This window comes from Pseudonocardia sp. DR1-2, assembly GCF_023717215.1.
GTDB classification, from domain to species: Bacteria; Actinomycetota; Actinomycetes; order Mycobacteriales; family Pseudonocardiaceae; genus Pseudonocardia; species Pseudonocardia alni.
This window is the reverse complement of record NZ_JAMQOF010000002.1, coordinates 301,319-322,881: the sequence shown is the minus strand read 5'-3', so window position 1 is coordinate 322,881 and position 21,563 is coordinate 301,319. Positions and strand designations below refer to the sequence as shown.

Genomic DNA, 21,563 nt, shown 5'->3' with positions numbered 1-21,563 from the left:
AGGGTACCGAAGCCGCCGGGTGCCCCGGATCACGCCTGCCCTACCCTCGATGGCCGTGAGCGTCGACAGTGCCGACCTGAACGGTTACGACCTGAGCAGCTACGACCTGATCGTCGTCGGGTCCGGGTTCTTCGGACTCACCGTGGCCGAGCGCGTCGCCGACGGCCTCGGGAAGCGCGTCCTGGTCCTGGAGCGCCGGAACCACATCGGCGGCAACGCCTACTCCGAGGCCGAGCCGGAGACCGGGATCGAGATCCACCGGTACGGCGCGCACCTGTTCCACACCTCGAACGAGCGCGTGTGGGCCTACGTCAACCGGTTCACGAGCTTCACGAACTACCAGCACCGCGTCTTCGCCCGGGTCGGCGAGCAGGTCTACGCGTTCCCGATGAACCTCGCGCTGATCAACCAGTTCTTCGGGAAGGCCCACACCCCCGACGAGGCGCGCTCGCTGATCGCCGAGCAGTCCGCGGAGGTCGAGACCGGGCGGGCCGCGAACCTCGAGGAGAAGGCGATCTCGCTGGTCGGGCGCCCGCTCTACGAGGCCTTCGTCAAGGGCTACACCGCCAAGCAGTGGCAGACCGACCCCACCGAGCTGGACGCCTCGATCATCACCCGGCTCCCGGTCCGCTACACCTACGACAACCGCTACTTCAACGACACCCACGAGGGCCTGCCGACCGACGGCTACACCGCCTGGCTGGAGCGGATGGCGGACCACGGGAACATCGACGTCGTGCTCGACACCGACTACTTCGCGGTGCGCGAGCAGCTGCCCTCCGACGTGCCGGTCGTCTACACCGGACCGCTGGACCGGTACTTCGACCACGCCGAGGGCGAGCTGGGCTGGCGCACCCTGGACTTCGAGATGTCGGTCGAGCCGACCGGCGACTTCCAGGGCACCTCGGTGATCAACTACAACGACGCCGAGGTCCCCTTCACCCGGATCCTCGAGTTCCGCCACATGCACCCCGAGCGGGACTACCCGAAGGACAGGACGGTCATCGTGCGGGAGTACTCGCGCTTCGCCGAGTCCGGGGACGAGCCGTACTACCCGATCAACACCCCCGACGACCGGGCGAAGCTGGACCGCTACCGCGAGCTGGCCCGCAAGGAGACCGCGAACCGGGGCGTGCTGTTCGGTGGGCGGCTGGGGACCTACAAGTACCTCGACATGCACATGGCCATCGGGTCGGCGCTGACGATGTACGAGAACCGTCTCGTCCCGCACTTCACCGAGGGGCGCCCGCTGTCGGGCACCGAGGCCGAGGACTGATCACGGGGCGGAACGCCCCGGCGTCCACCCCAGCTCCGCCGACACCGCGGCCGCGGCGGCCGCCGTCGCCCGGCCCGTCTCGTCGAACCGGCCGTCCAGCCGGGCGGTCGGGCCCGAGACGTTGAGCGCCGCGACGACCCGGCCGCGGAAGTCGCGCACCGGTGCCGAGACCCCGGCCACGCCGGGCTCGAACTCCTCGTGGGACACCGCCCAGCCGCGTTCGGCGGCCTCCTGGATCGCCTGCCACAGCTGCGGGACCGTCCGGACCCGGGAGTGCGGGTAGTCCGGCACCAGGTCCTCGACGGCGCCGAACCGCACGAACAGCTCGTCGGGCGTCGCGTCGGAGAGCAGCACCCGGCCCGCCGACGTGCACGGCAGCGGCGCACGCCTGCCCTCCCAGCCGGTCGTGCGGAACGAGTGCCCGGACACCGTCCGCGCGGTCAGCAGCGCGTCGTCGCGGAGCACGCACAGGTGCACGGTCTCCTCGGTCTCGGCGGCCAGCCGGTGCAGCACCGGCTCGGCCACGGCGGTCAGCCGGCTGTCGGTGCCCCGCGCGGCCAGCGAGAACAGCCGCCACCCCAGGCGGTAGACGAGCGTGTCCTCGTCCCGCTCGACCAGCCCGGCGTCGGCGAGGGCCCGCAGCGCGCGCGAGACCTGGCTCTTCTCCCGCCCGGTCAGCCGGGCGACGGCGGCGACGCCCAACCCGTCGGTGCGCACGGCCTCGTCCGAGGCGAGCGCCTCCAGCAGCGCGACGTCGCGGCCGAGCCCGTAGCCGTTGTGCACACCGGTGACGCTAGTCCCGGTTGCCCTCAGCGCAACGATGATCTCGATTCCCGGTGGCCCCTGGCCGCGGCCGTGCCGACTTCCTACATTCGGGGACCAACCGGCTCGGGGTGCACCGCCCCCGATCGCGCCCCGAGCCGGAACCAGCTCCCGACACCACCCGGACCCGATGAAGATCACCGACATCACGCTGGACCGGGTGCGCCTCCCGCTCGACCCGCCGCTGCGCGCCGCCTGGGACCCCGAGCCCCGCACCGTGTTCGACGCGACGATCGTGCGCGTCCACACCGACGACGGCGTCGTCGGCATCGGCTCCGGCGACACCATGGACGGCTTCGACGCCTACCGGCACCTGTTCGTCGGCACCGACCCGCTCGCGATCGCCCGGCACGTCCGCGCGATCGAGACCTGCGCGCTGCACGGCGGCCACTACTGGCCGCTGGAGGCGGCGTTGTGGGACCTCGCGGGCAAGGTCGCCGGCCTGCCCGTCGCGACCCTGTTCGGCGGTACCTACGACGCCGTGCCCGCCTACGCGTCGTTCTGCGTGCTGCGCCCGCCCGCCGAGCGCGCCGAGGTGGCGCACCGGGTCGCGGAGGAGGGCTTCCGTGCGGTCAAGATCCGGATCGACCGGGACCGGGTCGAGGAGGGGATCGGCGCCGTCGCGGCCGTCCGGGAGGCGCTCGGCGAGGACTTCGCGATCATGGTGGATCTCAACCAGGCGTGGCGGATGGCCGGCGACGTCGCCCCGGCGACCGACCTCGCCGCGACCCGCCGCCTCGTCCGGCGACTCGCCGACCTGGGGGTCTTCTGGGTCGAGGAGCCGCTGCCCTACGCCGACGCCGACGGCATGCGCACCCTGCGCGCCGACAACCCGGGCCTGCGGATCGCGGCGGGGGAGATGCAGCGCTCCTTCGGTGAGCTCCTGCGGCTGCTCGACGACGACGTCCTCGACGTTCACCAGCCCGACGTCGTCCTCGCGGCCGGGATGAGCCGGGTCCGCACGCTCGCCGAGCTCGCGCTGCTGCGCCACCGCGCGTTCACCCCGCACAGCTGGACCAACGGCATCGGCGTGCTCGCGAACCTGCACGTCTCCGCCGGCGTCGGCGGCGGCCCGTTCTTCGAGTTCCCCTACGACCCGCCGGACTGGACCCCGGCGCGTCGCGACTTCCCGCTGGCCGAACCCCTGAGCGTCGGCGACGACGGCATGCTGGCGGTCCCGAGCGCCCCCGGCCTCGGGTTCACCCTCGACGAGGAGGCGATCGCACGGTGGCGGGTCCGGTGAACGGGTTCACGGTCGAGGCGACCTGCGCCCTGGAGTTCGGTCCCGGCGCGGTCGCCCGGGTCCCCGCGCTGGTCGACGGCCTCGGTGGGCCGGCGGCGTTCGTCGTCACCGACGCCGGGCTGCGCGCCACCGGCATCGTCGACCGGGTCGTCGGCGACCTCACCGCCGCCGGGCTGTGGACCGAGGTGTTCGACGGCATCGGCCCCAACCCGTCGACGACGGCCGTCGAGCACGGCGCGACGGCGCTGCGCGCGTTCGGCTCCTGCGTGGTCGTCGCGATCGGCGGCGGCTCGGTGCTCGACGCGGCCAAGGGCATCGCGCTGCTCGCCACCCACCACGGCGCCCGCGCGACCGACGACCTGTGGTCCTCCCCCGTCGCGGGGCTGCCGCTGATCGCGGTCCCCACCACCGCCGGGACGGGCGCGGAGACCAACGGGTTCGGCGTCGTCGAGGACACCTGCGCCAAGCGGAAGGTCTACCTGGGCCACGCCTCGGTCCGGCCGCGCGTCGCCGTCCTCGACCCGGAGCTGACCGTCGGCCTGCCACCCGCGGCGACGGCCGCCACCGGCTTCGACGCGCTCGTCCACGGCGTCGAGTCGCTCGCCTCCCGCGGCGCGAACCCGGTCTCCGAGGCCGCCGCCGCCCAGGCCGTCGCGCTGGTGGGCCGGTGGCTGCCGGTCGCCGTCGACGACGGCGCCGACCTGGAGGCCCGCGCGCAGCTGCTGCTGGGCGCGCACCTGGCGGGCCAGGCGCTGACCGTGTCCGGGCTGGGCCTGGTCCACGGCATCGCGCACGCGCTCACCGCGCACACGGGCACCCCGCACGGTGTCGCGCTCGCGTCGGTGAACGAGCAGGTCATGCGCTGGAGCGCCGGCGCGGCGGCGGAGGCGTACGCCCGCGCCGGGACCGCGCTGGGGACCGCCGACGCCGTCGCCGGGATCGCCGCGCTCGTCGAGGGCATCCGGGTGCGGCGACCGCTGCACGAGCTCGGCGTGGACCGGGAGCTGCTTCCGGTGCTGGCGGCCGCCGCCGTCGTCGACCCGGTGACGGCCAACGCGCCGCGCACTCCCACCGAGGACGACGTGCGGGAGATCCTCGACGCGGCCTGGTAGGGCTCAGAGCCGGGCGGCGACCGCGGCGGCGAACGCGTCCAGGTCCGACAGGTCCGCGAGCCGGGCGACGTCGACGCAGCCCTCGATCGCCGTCACGAACAGGTACGTGACCCCGCTGAGCCACAGCCGGTCGGGGTCCGCGGCCGACTCCGCCCGCAGGACGGCGAGGTCGTCGGTGACCGACCGGAGCAGCCGGGCCACCCGCGCCTCATCGACCATGCCCACCCCGCACGGCATCGAGGAACTCCCGGTGTGCCCGGCTGCCGTGGACGAACGCGAACCGCGCCCCCGCGCCGCGCAGCACCGCCGCGACCTGCGCACGCCGGGCCGGTTCGTCCATGGCGCCGGTCAGGCACACACAGCGGCGGGGAACCGGACGATCCACACCGCTTCCCCGCCGCACCCGCCCGCCTCCCGGCTCCCGCACCGCCCGCGGCTACGCTCGCGCACGACTCCACCCGGACCCGGGCGGACCGGCAGCGCCGCCGCCCGGGACCCCCGCGCCCCCGCGACGACAGAGGCAGCTCCTGCGATGACCACGACGGACCAGCGAGGTCAGGTGTCCCCCACCACTCCGGCGACGACCAGCGGCGAGACGCTGCTGCAGCGGGTGGTCCTGCCCCGGCCCGCCGACCCGACCGCCGTCCGCGCGCTCTACCTCGACGAGCGCCCCGGCACCACGCTCGCCCCGGTCGAGCCGCTGGCCGACGAGGACGCGCGTCCGCTCTCGCTGACCGTGTCGACCATCGGCGGCCGCCGCACCCGGATCCTCGACCGCACCAGCGCCACCGTCCCCGCGGCCACCGAGGTCTCCTTCGGCGCCTACTTCAACGCCTTCGCCGCCGGCTACTGGCGGGCCTGGTCCACGCTCACCAGCATCGAGCTGCGCCTGGACCTGGAGGGCTCGGGCCGCGTCGACGTCTACCGCACCAAGGCCGACGGGTCGCAGATCGTCGTCGCCGGTGAGGTGGTCTCCGGGCGCCGCCGGGTCACCCTGGAACTGGACCTGCGCCCCTTCGAGGACGGCGGCTGGTACTGGTTCGACCTGTCCACCGACGACGCCGACCTGACCCTGCACGGCGGCGGCTGGCACGCCCCGCACGACGCGCCGGGCCGCGCGGCCGTCGTCGTCGGGATGCCGACGTTCAACCGGCCCGCCGACTGCGTCGCCACGCTCACCGCGCTCGGCTCCGACCCGCAGGTCCTCGAGGCGATCACCGCGGTGATCCTCCCCGACCAGGGCACCCGCAAGGTCCGCGACGAGGCCGGCTACGAGCAGGCCGCGGCCGCGCTCGGCGACCGGCTGCGGATCATCGACCAGCCCAACCTGGGCGGCTCCGGCGGCTACGCCCGGATCATGTACGAGGTCCTGCACGGCACCGGCCCGCACGCGGGCGGGATCGACTGCGAGCAGATCCTCTACATGGACGACGACATCCTGCTCGAGCCCGAGTCGGTGCTCCGCGCGATCGCGTTCAGCCGGTTCTCCCGCGAGCCGATGCTCGTCGGCGGCCAGATGCTGTCGCTGCAGGCGCGCTCGCAGCTGTCCACCATGGGCGAGGTCGTCGACCGCAACCAGTTCCTGTGGCGCCCCGCCCCGGACACCGAGGCCCACCACGACCTCGCCGCCCGCACCCTGCGCCAGACCCGCTGGCTGCACCGCCGCGTGGACGTCGACTACAACGCCTGGTGGATGTGCCTGATCCCGCGCCGTGCCGCGGAGCAGCTCGGGCTGCCGCTGCCGCTGTTCATCAAGTGGGACGACGCCGAGTACGGCCTGCGCGCCCGCGCCGCCGGGTTCCGCACCGCGACCGTCCCGGGCGTCGCGATCTGGCACATGTCCTTCATCGAGAAGGACGACTCCTCGGACTGGCAGGCCTACTTCCACTACCGCAACCGGCTCGTCGCCGCGGCCCTGCACGGCCCGGACGACCCGCGCGCGATGCTGAAGGAGACCTTCAAGCGGACCCTGCGCCACCTGATGCTCATGGAGTACTCGGCGGTCGCGCTGCAGATCAAGGGCTTCACCGACTTCCTGGCGGGGCCCGAGGCGCTGTTCCCGAAGCTGCCCGTGGTGCTCGACGAGATCCGGGCCCTGCGGGCGCAGTACGACGACGGCCGCCCGCTCGACTCGGCGACCGAGGTGCCGCTCGCCGACCTCGACGCGCTGGGCGCCCAGCTGTTCCCGAAGCCCCCGGTGGGCCGGGCGAAGGCCGCGGTCGGGCTCGCCCGCGGGGTGCTGCGCAACCTGCGCACCCCGGACCCGGCGCTGCGCGAGCGGCCGCAGCGCAACGTGCCGTGGAAGAACGCCCAGTGGTTCGTGCTGGCCGGCCTGGACTCCGCGACGGTGTCCACCCCGGACGGCCGCGGGGTGACCTTCCGCCGTCGTGACCCGGCGATGTTCAAGGAGATGGTCGCGGAGTCGTTCCGGCTGCACCGCGCCGTCGCGGCGGACTGGGACGGCCTGCGCGCCCGCTACCGGGCGGCGGCGCCCGTGCTGACCGGCAAGGACGGTTGGAAGCAGATCTTCGAGTGAGCCCCGCCCGCCGGGGGCCGCTGCTGCTCCTGCTCGGCGTCGTCACCTGCCTGCTCGGCCTGGCCGCCGCGCTCGCCCCCGTCGACGCCGAGGACCCGGTCGTCACCTGGCCCCGGGCGGGACAGGCACCGGCGAGCACGGTGCTGCCGCTCTCGCCGTACCGGCCGCTGGAGTTCTCCGCGACCGTCCCGTGCGCCGCGGCGGCCGCCCTGGGCGAGGGCGACGTGCTGCGGACGATGCCCGCCGCCGAGGAGAACCCGGTGACCGCGCCGGGCTTCGTCGCGAGCGTGGCCGGCGGGACGCTCACGCTGCGCACCGGCGACCGGGTGCTCGCCACCGCGCCCGCGGGGTCGGGCTGCGTGTTCGAGGTGACCTCCGCGGACGGGGGCACCGTCGTCGCCCGCGACGGCGCGATCCTCGCCGAGCGCCTCGACGTCGCACCGCCGCAGGTCGCCGAACTCGCCACCGACGTCACCGGGCCCGCCGCGGCCGGGCTCGCGGTCACGCTGCACACCGACGCGCGCTACGCGTCGTCGCCGTCGCCGCTGAAGGTCGCGCTGCTCGTCGCGCACCTGCTCGCGCTGGCCGCCACCCTCGCCGTCGCCGTGCGGACCTGGACCGGCACCCGCCGGGTGTTCGACGCGCCCGTCCGCCCCGGTCCGGCCGACCTCGTGGTGCTGGTCGTGAGCTGTGCCTGGGCGGTGCTCGGGCCGCTCAACATCGACGACTCCTGGTACGCGCTGATGGCCCGCCAGGGCGCGCGGACGGGGACGATCGGCAACGCGATCTACCAGCTCGACGTCACCGAGGCGCCGTTCGCGACCAGCCAGTACCTGCTGCAGTGGTGGGGGAGCCTCGTCGGCTGGGGCCTCGGGCCGCTGCGCGTGGTGCCGGTCGTGCTGGGTCTGCTGACCTGGGTGCTGCTGCGCTACACGCTCGCCGCGCTCGCGGGCCGGGCCGGCGTCCGGCCCGTGGTGGTCGCCGCGCTCGCCGTCGCGCACCTGGCCTGGTTCCTGCCCTACGGCATCGCGCTGCGCCCCGAGCCCGCCGGGACCGCGGCCGCCGCCGGGGCGCTGCTGCTCGTCGCCGCCGCCCGCCGCACCGGGGCGGTCGGGCTGCTCGCGCCGGCCGTCGTCGTCGCGGTGGTGGGGGTGACGACCGCGCCGACCGCGCTGGTCGCCGCGATGCCGCTGCTGCTCGCGCTGCCGCTGGTGTGGTGGCACCTCGCGCACGCGCCGTGGGCCACCCGGCTCGCCACGGCCGCCGTCGCGTTCGCCGCCGCGAGCGTGGTCGTGCCGCTCGGACTGGCCGACCAGACCCTCGCCGACGTGCGCGAGTCCGTCGCCGTGCACCGCTGGTACTACTTCCAGTACCAGTGGTACTCGGAGTACGTCCACTACGCCAACCTCCTCGGCCCCGACGACCAGGGCACCTGGGGACGACGCCTGCCGGTCCTGCTGACCGTCGCCGTCGTCGCGCTGGGCGCGGTGCGGCTCGTGACGCGCCGCGGCACCGGCGGCCCGCTCGGCTCGGCGCTCGGGTTCGCGCTCGCCGCCACCGCCCTCGGCCTCGTCGCCGTCGCCGTCAGCCCGACGAAGTGGGTCAACCACTTCGGCGCCGTCGCCGCCCCCGCGACGCTGCTGCTCGGCATCGCGCTCGCCCGCGGTCCGCTGCCGCGGCGCGCCCCGGCCCGGCTCGTCGCGGTGGGGACGGCCGTGCTCGGCGTCGTCTCCGCGGTGATCTACGCCGGCCCGAACCTGTGGCGACCGTTCTCCGACTGGGGGCAGCCGTTCGGGAACCACTCGGTCGTCGACGCGCCGATCCACCAGCAGGTCCTCGCCCCGCACCTCGGACCGCTGTACCTGCGCAGCCCGCTGCTGTGGCTGCTCGTGGTCGCCGCCGCGCTGTGGTGGGCCCGGCGGCGGGGGAGCACGCCCCGGCCGGACCGGGCGGTGCTGCGCGTCGCCACGGCGGGCGGCGTCGCGCTGATGCTCGCGGTGTTCGTCGTCGCCCCGGTACACCAGGCCCCCGGCGCGTCGGTGGCCTCGATGAACCTCGCCATGCTGACCGGCGACGGCTGCGGGCTGGCCGACGCGCTGACCGTCACCGTCCCCGGTGACGCGACGCCCGCGCTCCCGAGCGACCCGCCCCGCCTCACCGGGGTGATGCGGGACGGCCCGCCCCCCGACCGCCCGTCGATCCCGGGCCCCGTCTGGCACACCGAGGACGCCGGCACCGGCACCCTCGACGCCGGCTGGTTCCCCGTCCCGGCCGGGACCACCCGGCTGGTCCTGCCGCTCACCGGGGACCTGCGCGGCGACCAGGCCGTGCGGATCGAGTCCGGCGCCGGCACGGCCACGGTCGACCTACCGGGGACGAAGGTCGCCGACTGGCGGGACGTGGCGGTGACCCTGCCCGGCCCCGCCGACCGGGTCCGGGTCGTCGTGGACGACCGGATCGACGGGCCCGACACCTGGCTCGCCGTCGGCGCCCCGCGGCCCGCCCGCGACCTGCCCGCCCGCACGGTGCTCGGCGACGCCCCGGTGTTCGCCGACCAGGCCTCGGCGGTGCTGTGGCCCTGCCAGGACCAGATCGCGGTGCGCCACGGCATCGCGCAGGCCCCCCAGTGGCGGCTGCGCACCGGCGACGACCTGGAGGGCGCGACCGAGGCCACCGCCTTCTTCCCGGCGAACGGCGGGACCCTCGCCGGGATCGGTCGCACCGCGACCTTCGACGAGCTGCCCTCGCGGCTCGATCCGCCCGGCGGGCGCGCGATGTTCGCGCCCGCGCACGTCGAGCGGGTGCGCTACGAGCACCCGACCGACGGCTGGGACCTCACCGTCGGGACGCAGCGACGATGGGGCTGGGAGCGGCTGCCGACCCTGGCCGACAGGACCTACACGGGACGGGACTTCCTGGGCTGAACCGGGGGTGGCTCCGGGTGACCCCGGGAGCCGCCCGCCCGGCGGCGCTGTTCGGGGCCCACCACCTCGACGCCGTGCTGCTCGCCCCGCTCGCCGTCGGCGCCGCGCTGACCGGCACGGTGCTCGCCGCCGCGACGCCGGACGCCCGCGCGGACAGGTCAGACCGCGTCGTAGAGCCGCGCCCACGTCTCCCGCGACGTGAGCCGCGGTTCCGCGGCCTTCCACTCCCGGGCGACCTGCGGCCCCTCGTTCCACAGCCGGCGCACCGTGTGCACCCCGCGGGTGGTGAGCTCGCGCAGCCGCTCCTGGTCGCGGGTCCGGATGCGGACGCCGTTCTCGGCCATGTCGGTGACGATCGCGCGCTCGAACAGCGACACGTGCCACCAGTGCGCCTCACCGGCCGGGACCATCCCGGAACGGAACGGCACCCGCCCGGTGGCCTGCAGCAGGGCGCGCTTCACCCAGGTCCGCACGATCTTCGACGGCTTGCCCCCGGCGAGGTGCACCACGGACTCGCGCACGTCGAGCCCGGCCTCCGCCAGCGGCACGGCCGTCGTCTCGGGGTAGGCGGCGCGGATCCGGCGGATCTCCGCCGCCGCGGAGGCGGAGCCGTCGTCGAGCACCGACGGGCCGCGCAGGAAGTCCTCGACCGCCGTCAGCAGCGTCGCGGCCAGCCCGTACTGCATCGCGACCAGGTACTGGGCCAGCAGCTCGACGACCGTCGCGGACACCGTGCGCCGGTCGAAGCCGGTCCGCAGGGCGGCGGTGATCAGGCCGTTGCGCTGGTTGAAGTAGCGGTGCCACTCGTCCCAGTCCTTCCAGCCGAAGTCGGCGTGCCAGACGCCGGCCCCGGGCAGCGACACCGTGGCGAAGCCGCGCTCGCGGGCGCGGTAGCCGAACTCGACGTCGTCCCACTGGAAGAACAGCGGCAGCGGGTAGCCGATGGCCCGCACGATCGGTGCGGGGATCAGGCAGGACCACCAGCCGTTGTACTCGGTGTCGACCCGCTGCTCCTGCACGATCGGCAGCAGCCGCTCGTCGCGGCCGAGGAGGAAGCCCTCCTCCAGGGCACCGGGCACGGGCTTGCCGACGCGGAGCCTCTCGGGCTCGGCGTACTCGGCGGTGATGTGGACGTGGCCCGGGTGCAGCAGGTTCAGCATCTGCCCACCGACGATCGTCGGCGCGGTGGTGCAGGCGGCGAACCCGGTCAGCCGGACGACGATCTCCGGGTCGAGCAGCACGTCGTCGTCCATGAGCAGGACGTCGTGGTCGTCGGCCGGGTCGCCCGCGGTCGCCTCGTACAGGCCGCGGGTGAAGCCGCCCGCGCCGCCCAGGTTCGGCTGGCGCTGGTAGGCGAGCCGGTCGCCGAGCGCGGCCGCGAGCGTCGCGAACCGGTCGCGCGACTCCAGCGGGTCGCTGCCCTGGTCGACCACGCGGACGCATCCGACGCGGGCCAGTGCGGCCGGGTCGTCGAGCAGCGCCTGCAGCGTGTTCAGGCAGTCCTCGACGCGGTTGTAGGTGCAGATCGTGATCGAGGTGGGCCGCGGCGGGCGGGGCACCGCGACGGTCCACTCGACGTCGGTCACGGTCAGCGTGCCGGTGTCGGTCGCGAACTCCAGCCAGAGCCCGCCGCCGTCGACGAAGCGGTCGATCGCCCCGGTCAGCTCGACCGGGGTGCTCCCGGTGGCGTCGACCCCGGTGGTGGCGACGGCACGGGCGACCTTGTTCGTGTCCGAGGCCATCAGCCACACCCGGCCGCGGCCCGCGGCGCGCAGCGTCACCCGGACCTCGGGCACCGCGGTCCAGCGCTGCCAGTAGGTGGCGTGCAGCCGCCCCCAGTAGGTGTTGGTGGTGACGTGGGTGGCCGGGACCAGCTCGATCAGGTCCCGCTCGCGGCGGGCGGCGCCGCGCAGGACCTCGGCGTAGAGGTCCTCGGGCACCAGGTGCGTCGGCCCGGTGAAGGGGCCACGCTGCACGACCAGCCGTCCGGGGCGGGTCCCGCCGGCGGGGTCGTCGGCCGGGGCGGGCTCGCCCCCACGGAGGGGCCGGGCGGTGTCCAGCATGGCTCTCGCTCTCGCCTCACTTCTCGGATCGGACATCACGGAGTCTGCCGGGGCCTCAGCCCGGCAGCGGCGTCGGGTCCGACGACGGGGCCCCGGCCTGCCCGACCTGCTGCCAGCCCCACAGCGTCCGGTCGCCCTCCTGCACCGGGGCCGGGACCGCCCGCGGGTCGTAGGGCTCGACGAGCCGGACCTGGCCCCAGTCGAAGTCCCAGGCACCGGGCAGGTAGGTCGGGACGTAGCGCTGGGCGGCGGTCCGGAGCAGCCAGCCCTGGGGGCCGCCGAACCGGCTGCGGCCCCACTCGTCGGCGACGGTGCGCTGCTGCGGGTCGGCGAGCATCCGGAACACCGGCACGTCGGCGATGCCCCGGTGCACGCCGAAGCGCTGCACGCAGGGGTGCACGAACGACGTCGCCCAGTCCAGGTACGCGGTGCCGCGGGCGGCGATCGTGGTCAGCGGGGTCAGCCGCGGGACCCGGGGCTGGGCGACGGCGACCCACGACCCGGCCCCGATGCCGCGGTCGGACACGACCACCCGCACCCGGTCGGCGTCGGCGGCCGGGCGGCCCGCCAGGTCGACGCGCAGGTCCCGCCACGCCTGGCCGCCCGAGGCGCCGCCGGAGTAGTCCGACGTGCTGCTGACGGCCCCACCGGGCTCGATCTCGTCCACGACCGCGCCGTCGCGGGCGAACTGCAGGGTCACGGTGTTGCCGCCGCCGATCGTCCCGGCGACGCCGAGCACCAGCGGCGCGGAGCCGTCGCGGACCGCGGCGGGCAGCGTGTGCCACACCGAGCGGTAGTCGCCGACGTTCTCCGGGTTCGGCGACCAGCTGCCCGAGACCGGCCCACCCAGCGGGCCGGTACCGGTGACGCCGGGCCGGTCGTCGCCGTCGCCGCTGTTGTCGCGCAGCGACCCCGGTCCGGTCGGGGGCAGGCCGTCGGGCGTGAAGCCCTCGGCCAGGGGACCGGGGTCGGGGACGCCGGCCGGTTCCGGCGCGACGGGCAGCACGTTCGCGGCCGGGTCGGTCTCGACCTGGATGCGCCCGGCGAGCCCGCAGCGCGACCCGGTCGGGTCGGTCAGGACGTCGGCGCCCAGGGAGTAGGAGCCCTCCTGCTTCTCCATGCCCTTGGCCAGGGAGGCGACCTGGAACAGCACCATGAACGCGCAGATCACCGCGAGCGGCGCCGACCCGAGCCGGACGGCCTGGACGGTGCCGATCCGGCCGCGCCGACGCCCGAGGGTCCGCCGGACCGGGCGCGGCACCCCCGAGGTCGAGCGCAGGTGCTCCACCCCGGCGACGACGAGCGACAGGAACGCCAGGACCAGCAGCACCGTCGTCGCCTGGATCCCGCTGACCGACACCGGCTTGTCGAACCACGGCACGCCCCAGTTCGAGACGTACCACCAGGTGTTCGGGCCGCGGAACGCCAGACCGGTCACCGCGAGCACCGCGCCGAGGAACAGCGCCTGGTTGCGTCGCGAGCGCAGCACACCGGTGCTCGTCGCCAGCGCGGCCAGCGCCGCGACGCCCGAGGCGAGCGCGGCGAACGCGCCGAAGTGGTGCGTCCACTTCGTGGGGGTCAGGGCCAGCACCGCGAACGACAGCGCGGTGCTCGTGAGCAGGCGCCGGGAGAACCCGAGCGCGGCGCCCGGGATGCGGCCGCGGCGCAGCAGCACGATCGTCGAGACGATCATGCACAGCCACAGCAGCAGGACCGGGAAGCGGCGTTGCAGCGAGCCGTCGCGGCTGTCGCTGAACAGCAGGTCGTAGCGCGCGAGCTCCTGGTACCAGGGCAGGTTCGGGCCGATGTCCTGACGGACCCGGGTGGCCTCGGCGACGGTGGCGAGGGTCTGGTCGCCGAAGACGGCGGTGAGCACGATCAGACCGGCCGCGAGCAGCGGGCCGAGGGTGGCCGCCCACCCGGTGGTGCGGATCCGCTCGGTGAACAGCCGCAGCAGCGGCCGGGCCGCGGCCAGGAACGGGGCCAGCGCGATGAGACCGGTCGGCGTCGCCGCGACGGCGAACGCCCCCGCGACGAGTGCCCCCGCGACCGGCAGCAGCCGCCGGGTGGCCAGGGCGCGCTCCAGCATCACGAACGACACCAGCGCCGCGATCACGACGACGGTCTCCGGGCGGAGCCCGTTGTTGAACGGCAGCCAGAAGCACAGGAACACCCCGGCCGCGGCCCAGCCCGCGGAGCGGCTGCGCCGGACCCGGGTGCCGAGGCGCGGCAGCAGCGCCCGGCTGATCAGGAACCACGACGCGACGCCCATCGCCAGCGCCGGGACGCGCAGCCACAGCACCGACTCCGAGACCCCGCTCCACAGCGAGTACAGCTGGTAGAACCAGCCGAACGGCGCCTCGGGGACGTCGAACCAGCGGTGGTAGTTGCCGATGTAGCCGGCGGTGTCGTTGCCACGGGAGATGTCGAGGATGTAGCCGTCGTCGCTGGTCATCGACCCGATGAGGGCCCACACGACCAGCACGCCGACGACGACGGCGTCGCGCAGGTCGTCCTGCCCGCGCAGCCGGCGCGCCAGCCGGCGGCCGTGCACGACGCGGCGGGCGTCGGCGTCGTCGATCCGGCGCAGGAAGAACAGCGAGCCGAACAGCGCGACGATCGCGACACCGCCCGCGACGAGCTTGAGCGTCGAGGCGTCGGTGTCGTAGCGGTTGTCGGTGTCGAACCGGACGCTCGTGCCGCCCATGGGGTCGCGGGCCGCGTCGAGGTCGGAGTGGATCCCGGTGAGCTGCGGACGGCCGTCGCCGGCGAACTCGTAGAGCGTGGCCCCGGCCAGGGTCGCCGTCGTCGCGTCGAAGTCCGAGGTGAACGTGAGCGCGCAGGGCGCGCCCGGCGGGGGCAGCGGCGCGGTGGCGATGCGCTGACCGCGGTTGTCGAGGGTGACCACCCCGTCGGCGACGGCGATGCGCAGCCCGACCGTGTCGCCGTCCGGGGCGCCGGTGGGCGTCGTGGACAGCACGGTCGCGCGGCCGGGCCCGCGGTCGTCGAGGCTGCGGATCGCGTCGCAGCCGATCGTCGCCGTCAGGCTCTCCGGCCGGTACGCGACCAGGGGGGCGTTCAGCGGCGCGGTGCCGGTCGTGGCGTTCGGCCAGCTGACGGTCGCCGTGTTCTGCACGACCGGCAGGAACGGGATCGCCAGCGCCAGCACCGCCGAGAGCAGGCCCAGCGCGGCGGCGAGCAGGCGGTCGGTCGGACGCGACCGGCGGTCGGTGGGGCCGGATCCCGGACGGGGATCCGCCTCCGTGTCGGCGGTCAGCACACGCCCGAGGCTAGACGCCACCCGGTGATCAACTGTGATCCCCCCGTGACCCCCGGCCGTCCACCCGTCCGGCGTAGTCCACCCACCCGGGGTCTCAAGGTCGGTCACTCCGGGTTCTGATCACCGTGTGTGACCAGCTGCGACATTCGGGCACTGTTCGGGTGTCACCGGTGACGGTGGTGATCTCGCCTCGTTGGCCCCCGTGTGAGCATCTGCACCGATTCGCGAGCGACGGCCGACGACCCGGCCACCGCCGCGCCCGCCGCCGGCGGAACCACTCCCGAACAGGGTGGTTCGTCCGTCCGATGTGGAGGCAACGGTGGCGGTGAGGTGCTCGCGCTGACGGGGCTGCGGATCGTCGCCGCGCTCTGGGTCGTCGCGTTCCACTTCCACTTCACCCCGATGGCGGGTGTGGAGACGGTGAACGGCTGGCTCGGACCGCTGATCACACAGGGTGCGCTCGGCGTCGACCTGTTCTTCGTCCTGAGCGGCTTCGTCATCGCCTGGACCTACCTCGACCGGCTCGGCCCGCGGCTGCGACTGCGGGACGCGGGCGGGTTCGTGTGGGCCCGCGCGGCGCGGATGTGGCCCGCCTACGCGGTGGTGTTCCACCTTTTCGGCGTGTGGCTGGTGGCGCGACTGCTGTTCGGGTCGACGACCGACGTCGCCTACCAGGCGGTCCAGCCGTCGATCGGCGTCGGCGCGTGGCTCGAGCAGCTGTTCCTGGTGCAGATGTGGGACGAGCAGTACCTCGACGGCGCGTCCTGGGTCGGCCCGACGTGGTCGATCAGCGCCGAGTGGCTGGCCTACCTGCTGTTCCCGCTGCTGGCGCTCGGGTTCTTCCGGCTGCGGAACCTGCCGTTCGCGGTGCTGGCGGCGGGGTCGCTGCTGTGCACCGCGCCGATGGCGGCCGCGTTCCTCGTGGTCGGGTCGCCGTACTACCCCTACAGCTGGCTGGTCCGGATCCTCGGCGGGTTCTCCGCCGGTGTCCTGGCGATGCTGGCCGTGCGGCGGCTGCGCACCACCGAACGGGTCCGCTCCGCGGCCTCGGCGACGGCGACGGCGACCGTCGCCGCGGTGCCGTTCGTCCTCCTGGCGGGGTCCGTCGTCGGCGGCGGGCTGCACGGCCTGGCCGTCGTCGCCTTCCCGGTCCTGGTCGGAGCCCTCGCGCTCGCCGACCGCGGACCGGTGCACCACCTGCTGACCCGTGGCCCGATGGTGCACGGAGGGCGGATCTCCTACGCCCTCTACCTGGTCCACATCCCGATGTTCGAGATCTTCTGGTTCCTGAGCGACTCCGGTGTCCTCCCCCGCGGCGGGGAGACGGGGCACCTGATCGCGCTCACCGTCTTCGTGGGGACTCTGCCCGTGGCACACCTGCTGTACTCGCTCGTCGAACGTCCCGCGCGCCGGTGGATGCGGGGCCGGACCCGGCCCGCCCCCGAGGCCGTCGAGGCGGTCGTCGCCCCCGACCCGGTCCCGGCCGCCCGCCGCGTCGTGGACAACGACGCGGCGCGCCGTGACCCGGAGACCTCCGTGCTGCCGATGATCACCGACGAGCCGGTGACCTCGGTGCTGCCGGTCGTGTCCGCCGCCCCGGTCACCGCCGGTCCCGCCGCCGCGGCTCCGGCCGTGCCCGCCCGGCGGGTGGCGCCGCGGTCCGTGCCGTCGCAGCCGTCGGCCTCGGCGCAGCCGTTCGCGCCGGTCCAGCAGGGCGACGTGCCCTCGGTGACGGAGGCGCTGCCGGTGGTCCGCCGCCGCTCGGCGGGCCCCGCCGTCGCCACGACGTCGGGCTGGACCCCCACCACGGCGCCGGAGCAGGCCCCGGCCGACGACGCGCGGACCGCCGCCCTGCCGGTCGTCCCGCCCGTCGCGGCCCCGTCCGCGCCGGTCGCCGAGCCCGAGCCCACCGCCCCGGCGTCCGAGCCGGCCCCGGCCGACCCGATCGTCGTCCCGGCGCCCGCGCTGCCCACCCGGGCACCGCGACGCCCCGAGGCCGACCCCGCCGACGTGCCCGCCGCGGCCGAGATCGACGTCCCGGCCCCGGCCGGTTCGGCCCGCTGGGTGCTCGAGCGCCTGGCCGCGGCCCGCGCCGCCGACTTCGACGGCGCCGGGCGCAGCGACCTGTCCGCCGACCTCGTCGCCGTCGCCCGGATGCGCAGCGGCGGCGCCGGCACCGGCGGGGACCTGTTCACCCCGGTCGTCGAGGGCACCGGCACCACCACCGGTGCCGACCGGATGGAGCGGCTGCGGTCGCTGCACATCGCGGCCCGCGGGCTCGCCGACGACCGCGGTGTCGTCCCGGCACCGCGGGCGATGCGCTCCGCGTCGGCGCTGCCGGGCACGCGGACCGGCGCCGAGAACTGCGGGCGGGCCGCCCGTCGTCGCGACGACGCCCACGCCAGCGCCGCGACACCGATCGTCGCCGCCTCCGGTGCCGCCGCGGCCCGGCGCCGCCGGAAGAAGCCGGCTCACGGGGCCTGAGACTCCGCTGGGGAGCGGGTGACACGGCCGTGCCCCCGGACCACCACCGTGGTCCGGGGGCACGGCCGCGTCCGCCGATCCTGTCCCGCGGGACGGGGAGACCGGCGGTGGTCCACGCACCGGGGGAGCGGTCCGGTGCCGCCGCATCCCGGTGCCCGGGACGTGACGCCGGTGCCCGGACACCGCGGCAGGCCGCGTCGGCGACAATGGACGGGCCCGCCCGTCGCGACCAGGACGGGCCCCGCCCACCGACGCGATGGACCGATGATCCCCACGACCCCGCCCCTCGCCGACCTGCCCGAGCCCGCCGGTGCCGCACCGCCGGAGCGGGCCGCGCTGCACTGGTACCTGCGCCTGGCCCGCCACCACCTGGGCCGCGGCCCCTACCTCGACGTCGCGGGTGCCGGCGGGGTCCTGCTCGCCGGGCTGGCCCGGCTCGGCCCGGTCTCGGGGCTGGCCGGCTCGGAGGCCGAGGCCGGGGCGATGCGTGCGGGCGCGCCGGGATGCCCCGTGCACCTGACCCTGGATGCCCTGCCGGGGCCGGTCGCGTCGCTGACCGCGGTGGAGGTGCTCGACCGGCTCCCGGACGCGGCGCTGGCCGGTGACCTCGGCCCGGGCGGCTGGTTCCGGGCGCTCGAGCCGGGCGGGCGCGCACTCGTCGTCGCCGCCGACGCCGAGGGCCGCGGCCGGGAGCTGGCCGGTGCCCGCTGGGTGCCGCCCCGCGTCCCGCGCGGGCACCTGCGGATCCGGGAGATCCTCGTCGACGCCGGGTTCGAGATCGTCCGGGAGGGCTCCGACGGGCTGACCCGCGGCCCCTACGGCGGTGTCCCCACCTGGGCCGACCCGCGTCTGGCCGCGACCCGTGCGCAGCGGTCCGCGGGGCGCCTCACGTGCGAGGTGGGCGCAGGGGAGCGCGCGGTGATCATCGCGAGGAGGCCGGCGGCGCCGTAGCGTGCAGGGCATGAGCGATGTGCTGCCACTCGGGCCCGACGAGCTGCTCACCACCACCCGATCGGTGCGCAAGCGCCTGGACCTGGAGCGTCCGGTGCCGCTGGAGGTGGTCCGGGAGAGCCTCGAGGTCGCGTTGCAGGCCCCGAGCGGCTCCAACCAGCAGGGATGGCACTGGCTGGTGCTCACCGACGCCGAGAAGCGCAAGGCCGTCGGCGAGTACTACCGGAAGGCGTTCACCGCCTACCGGAACTCCTCGCAGTACCCGACGACCCGCTCCCACGGCGACGCCGACCGCGACGCCACCCAGCTCCGCGTCGCGGACAGCGCGCAGTACCTCGCGGACCGGATGGGGGAGGTCCCGGTGCTGGTCATCGGCGCGATGAACGCGAAGGCCGAGCTGCCGGCGTCGAACCAGGCCGGGATGTGGGGGTCCCTCCTCCCGGCCGCGTGGAGCCTGCAGCTCGCGCTGCGTGCGCGCGGCCTGGGCAGCGCCTGGACGACACTGCACCTGCAGTACGAGAAGGAGATCGCCGAGCTGCTGGGCATCCCGGAGAACGTGCGGCAGGGCGTCCTGCTGCCGGTCGCGTACTACACCGGCGACACGTTCAAGCCCGCGAAGCGCCAGCCGCTCGACACCGTCCTGCACGTCGACGGCTGGTAGGCCGCCCCCGGATCAGATCGGGAGCCTGCGGAAGATCGGCCGGGGCACGTGGCGCAGTGCGCTCATCACGAAGCGCATCGGCGCCGGTGCCCACACCAGCTCCTTGCCCGTCCGCACCGCGTCGACGATGACGTCGGCGACGGCCTGCGGGGTCGTCGCGAGCGGTGCGGCGTCGAGGCCCTCGGTCATCTTCGAGTGCACGAAGCCGGGCCGGACGATCGTCACGGTCACGCCGAACTCGCGCAGCGCCTCGGTCAGCCCGGTGTAGAACGCGTCCATCCCGGCCTTGGTGGAGCCGTAGACGAAGTTCGAGCGGCGGGCCCGCTCCCCGGCGACCGAGGAGATCGCGACGAGCGAGCCGTGGCCCTGCTCGCGGAAGCGCTCGGCCAGCGCGACCCCGGTGGAGACGGTCGCGGTGTAGTTGACCTGCGCCAGCTCGACGGCGTGGTCGACGTCGGTCCAGGCCTTCTCGTTGTCGCCGAGCAGCCCGAACGCGACGACGGCGACGTCGATGTCCCCGCCCGCGAAGGCCTTCTTCACGACCTCGGGGTGGGTCTCGATGCTTCTGGCGTCGAACTCGATGGTCTCCACCCCGCACCCGAGCGCCTCGAGCTCGGCGCGGGCGGCGTCGAGCCGGGGGCCGGGGCGGGCGGCGAGCACGACCCGCAACGGGCGGTCCGCGGCGAACGCGCGCACGGTGGCCAGGCCGATCTCGGAGGTGCCGCCGAGGAGCAGGATGCTCTGCGGATTGCCGACTGCGTCGATCATGATGGTGCTGGCTCCGGACGTCAGAGGGTCAGTGCGAGGCGGCGGGACATGTCGGAGGCGAAGACGCCGGTCGGGTCGACGCCGTCGCGGACCGCCTTCCACTCGGCGAACCGCGGGTAGCCGGCGGCGAAGGCCTCCGGCGACGTGCGCGACTCCTTCGCCAGGTACAGCCGCCCGCCCGCGGCCAGCACCATCTCGTCGAGCTCCGTGCAGAACCGGGACAGCCCGTTCGCGATCGGGAAGTCGACGGTGATCGTCCAGCCCTCCGTCGGGAACGACAGCGGTGCGTCGTTGCCCGCGCCGAAGCGCTTGAACACGTTCAGCCCGGACTTGTGCGGCGAGGCCGCGATCTTCTCGAGGATGCGGCGCAGCTCGGTCTCCGCCCCCATCGGGACGACGAACTGGTACTGCAGGAACCCCTTCGAGCCGTAGACCCGGTTCCAGTCCCCGAACACGTCGAGCACCTGGTAGAAGGCCGTGATGTTCTGCACCGAGCCGCGCTGGCGCTTCGGTGCCTTGCGGAACCACAGCTCGGAGAACGCGGTCAGCGACAGCTTGTTGGCCAGCCCGTTCGGGAAGACGTCCGGGAAGGTCAGCAGCTGCGGCGCGTCGAACTTCAGCGGCTCGGAGCGCAGCTTCGCGGGGAGCTGGTCGACGGTCGCGAGCGAGCCGCGGGTCAGCACCGACCGGCCCATCCGGGCGCCGGTCGCGGTGGTGTCGAACCAGGCGGCCGAGTAGCCGTAGGTGTCGTCGGAGCCGTCGGTGAGCAGCTCCAGCAGGCCGTCGAGGTCGTCGGTGCGGTCGGTGTCGACCACGAAGTACGCCGACTCGGTCCGGTGCAGCCGCACCCTGGCCCGCACGATGACGCCGGTCAGGCCCATCCCGCCGACGGTCGCCCAGAACAGCTCCGAGTCCGGCCCGGACGGGGTCAGCTCGCGGACCGAGCCGTCCGCGGTCACCAGCGCCAGCCACTCGACGTGGTTGCCGAAGCTGCCCTTGGTGTGGTGGTTCTTGCCGTGCACGTCGGCGCCGATCGCCCCGCCGATCGTGACCTGGCGGGTGCCCGGCAGCACCGGGACCCACAGCCCGAGCGGCAGCGCGGCGCGCATGAGCTGGTCCAGGCTGACGCCCGCGTCCACGTCCGCGACGCCGGTGTCCGGGTCGATGGCGTGGATCCGGCTCAGGCCCGGCATGTCGAGGACGACACCGCCCGCGTTCTGCGCCGGGTCGCCGTAGGAACGGCCGAGCCCGCGGGCGATCACGCCGCGCTCGCCCGCCGTGCGGACGGCCTCGGCCACGTCCTCGGCGTCGCGCGGGGTGACGAGCTGGGCGACCGTCGGCGCGGTCCGTCCCCAGCCGTGCAGGGAGGCGGTCCGTCGCGCCGGGGCGTCGGTCCTGGTGCTGCTGGGAACGGTCGTGTCCGTCATCGTCGCCAGGGTAGCG

Annotated in this window: 14 protein-coding genes; 8 read left to right on the top strand and 6 right to left on the bottom strand. The window is 75.0% G+C overall.

Going from position 1 to position 21,563, the window contains the following annotated elements; translation table 11 throughout:
• Positions 1–49 precede the first annotated feature (49 nt).
• A complete protein-coding gene (glf, locus tag ND486_RS06310; protein ID WP_251783231.1) occupies positions 50–1,276 on the top strand; it encodes a UDP-galactopyranose mutase in 1,227 nt (408 codons plus the stop codon).
• Here the strand turns inward: glf and ND486_RS06305 are convergent, their stop codons facing one another.
• Positions 1,277–2,059 (bottom strand): IclR family transcriptional regulator, encoded by a 783-nt coding sequence (locus tag ND486_RS06305; protein ID WP_251783230.1) that lies wholly within the window; start codon positions 2,057–2,059, stop codon positions 1,277–1,279.
• Between the two features lie 169 nt (positions 2,060–2,228).
• Here ND486_RS06305 and ND486_RS06300 point away from each other — a divergent pair, with 169 nt between their 5' ends.
• Together ND486_RS06300 and ND486_RS06295 are read left to right on the top strand one after the other, a co-directional pair.
• Positions 2,229–3,341: a mandelate racemase/muconate lactonizing enzyme family protein gene (locus ND486_RS06300; RefSeq protein WP_251783229.1), complete on the top strand. Its 1,113-nt coding sequence runs from the start codon at positions 2,229–2,231 to the stop codon at positions 3,339–3,341.
• Positions 3,338–4,453: an iron-containing alcohol dehydrogenase gene (locus ND486_RS06295; protein ID WP_251783228.1), complete on the top strand. Its 1,116-nt coding sequence runs from the start codon at positions 3,338–3,340 to the stop codon at positions 4,451–4,453. Before ND486_RS06300 ends, ND486_RS06295 begins: the two co-directional genes overlap by 4 nt.
• Before the next feature lie 3 nt (positions 4,454–4,456).
• Here ND486_RS06295 and ND486_RS06290 read toward each other — a convergent pair whose 3' ends face one another.
• Positions 4,457–4,672 (bottom strand): hypothetical protein, encoded by a 216-nt coding sequence (locus ND486_RS06290; RefSeq protein WP_251783227.1) that lies wholly within the window; start codon positions 4,670–4,672, stop codon positions 4,457–4,459.
• A 313-nt stretch (positions 4,673–4,985) separates the two neighbouring features.
• Here ND486_RS06290 and ND486_RS06285 point away from each other — a divergent pair, with 313 nt between their 5' ends.
• Positions 4,986–6,989 carry a glycosyltransferase gene (locus ND486_RS06285; RefSeq protein WP_251783226.1) on the top strand — a complete coding sequence of 668 codons (2,004 nt, stop codon included), beginning with the start codon at positions 4,986–4,988 and terminating at the stop codon, positions 6,987–6,989.
• The gene (locus tag ND486_RS06280) at positions 6,986–9,913 is read left to right on the top strand and encodes an arabinosyltransferase domain-containing protein (protein ID WP_251783225.1); all 2,928 of its coding nucleotides are present in this window, start codon (positions 6,986–6,988) and stop codon (positions 9,911–9,913) included. Before ND486_RS06285 ends, ND486_RS06280 begins: the two co-directional genes overlap by 4 nt.
• Positions 9,914–10,071: 158 nt before the next feature.
• Here ND486_RS06280 and ND486_RS06275 read toward each other — a convergent pair whose 3' ends face one another.
• Together ND486_RS06275 and ND486_RS06270 are read right to left on the bottom strand one after the other, a co-directional pair.
• Positions 10,072–11,976 carry a glycosyltransferase gene (locus ND486_RS06275; RefSeq protein ID WP_251783224.1) on the bottom strand — a complete coding sequence of 635 codons (1,905 nt, stop codon included), beginning with the start codon at positions 11,974–11,976 and terminating at the stop codon, positions 10,072–10,074.
• Between the two features lie 55 nt (positions 11,977–12,031).
• Entirely contained in the window at positions 12,032–15,256 is a 3,225-nt protein-coding gene (locus ND486_RS06270) for an arabinosyltransferase domain-containing protein (protein ID WP_251783223.1), read from the bottom strand.
• A gap of 330 nt (positions 15,257–15,586) precedes the next feature.
• Between ND486_RS06270 and ND486_RS28870 the strand changes: the two genes are divergently transcribed.
• From ND486_RS28870 to ND486_RS06250, 3 genes are all read left to right on the top strand, one after another.
• Positions 15,587–17,740, top strand: a complete 2,154-nt coding sequence (locus ND486_RS28870) for an acyltransferase family protein (protein ID WP_308215815.1) — start codon at positions 15,587–15,589, stop codon at positions 17,738–17,740.
• Positions 17,741–18,004: 264 nt separating this feature from the next.
• Complete coding sequence (locus ND486_RS06255; protein ID WP_251783222.1) at positions 18,005–18,691, top strand: hypothetical protein; 687 nt, start codon at positions 18,005–18,007, stop codon at positions 18,689–18,691.
• Positions 18,692–18,701: 10 nt separating this feature from the next.
• Positions 18,702–19,352 (top strand): nitroreductase family protein, encoded by a 651-nt coding sequence (locus tag ND486_RS06250; protein ID WP_062404007.1) that lies wholly within the window; start codon positions 18,702–18,704, stop codon positions 19,350–19,352.
• A 12-nt stretch (positions 19,353–19,364) separates the two neighbouring features.
• Here ND486_RS06250 and ND486_RS06245 read toward each other — a convergent pair whose 3' ends face one another.
• Positions 19,365–20,120, bottom strand: a complete 756-nt coding sequence (locus tag ND486_RS06245; protein WP_251783221.1) for a decaprenylphospho-beta-D-erythro-pentofuranosid-2-ulose 2-reductase — start codon at positions 20,118–20,120, stop codon at positions 19,365–19,367.
• Positions 20,121–20,140: 20 nt separating this feature from the next.
• Positions 20,141–21,547 (bottom strand): FAD-binding oxidoreductase, encoded by a 1,407-nt coding sequence (locus ND486_RS06240; protein WP_251783220.1) that lies wholly within the window; start codon positions 21,545–21,547, stop codon positions 20,141–20,143.
• Positions 21,548–21,563: the final 16 nt, after the last annotated feature.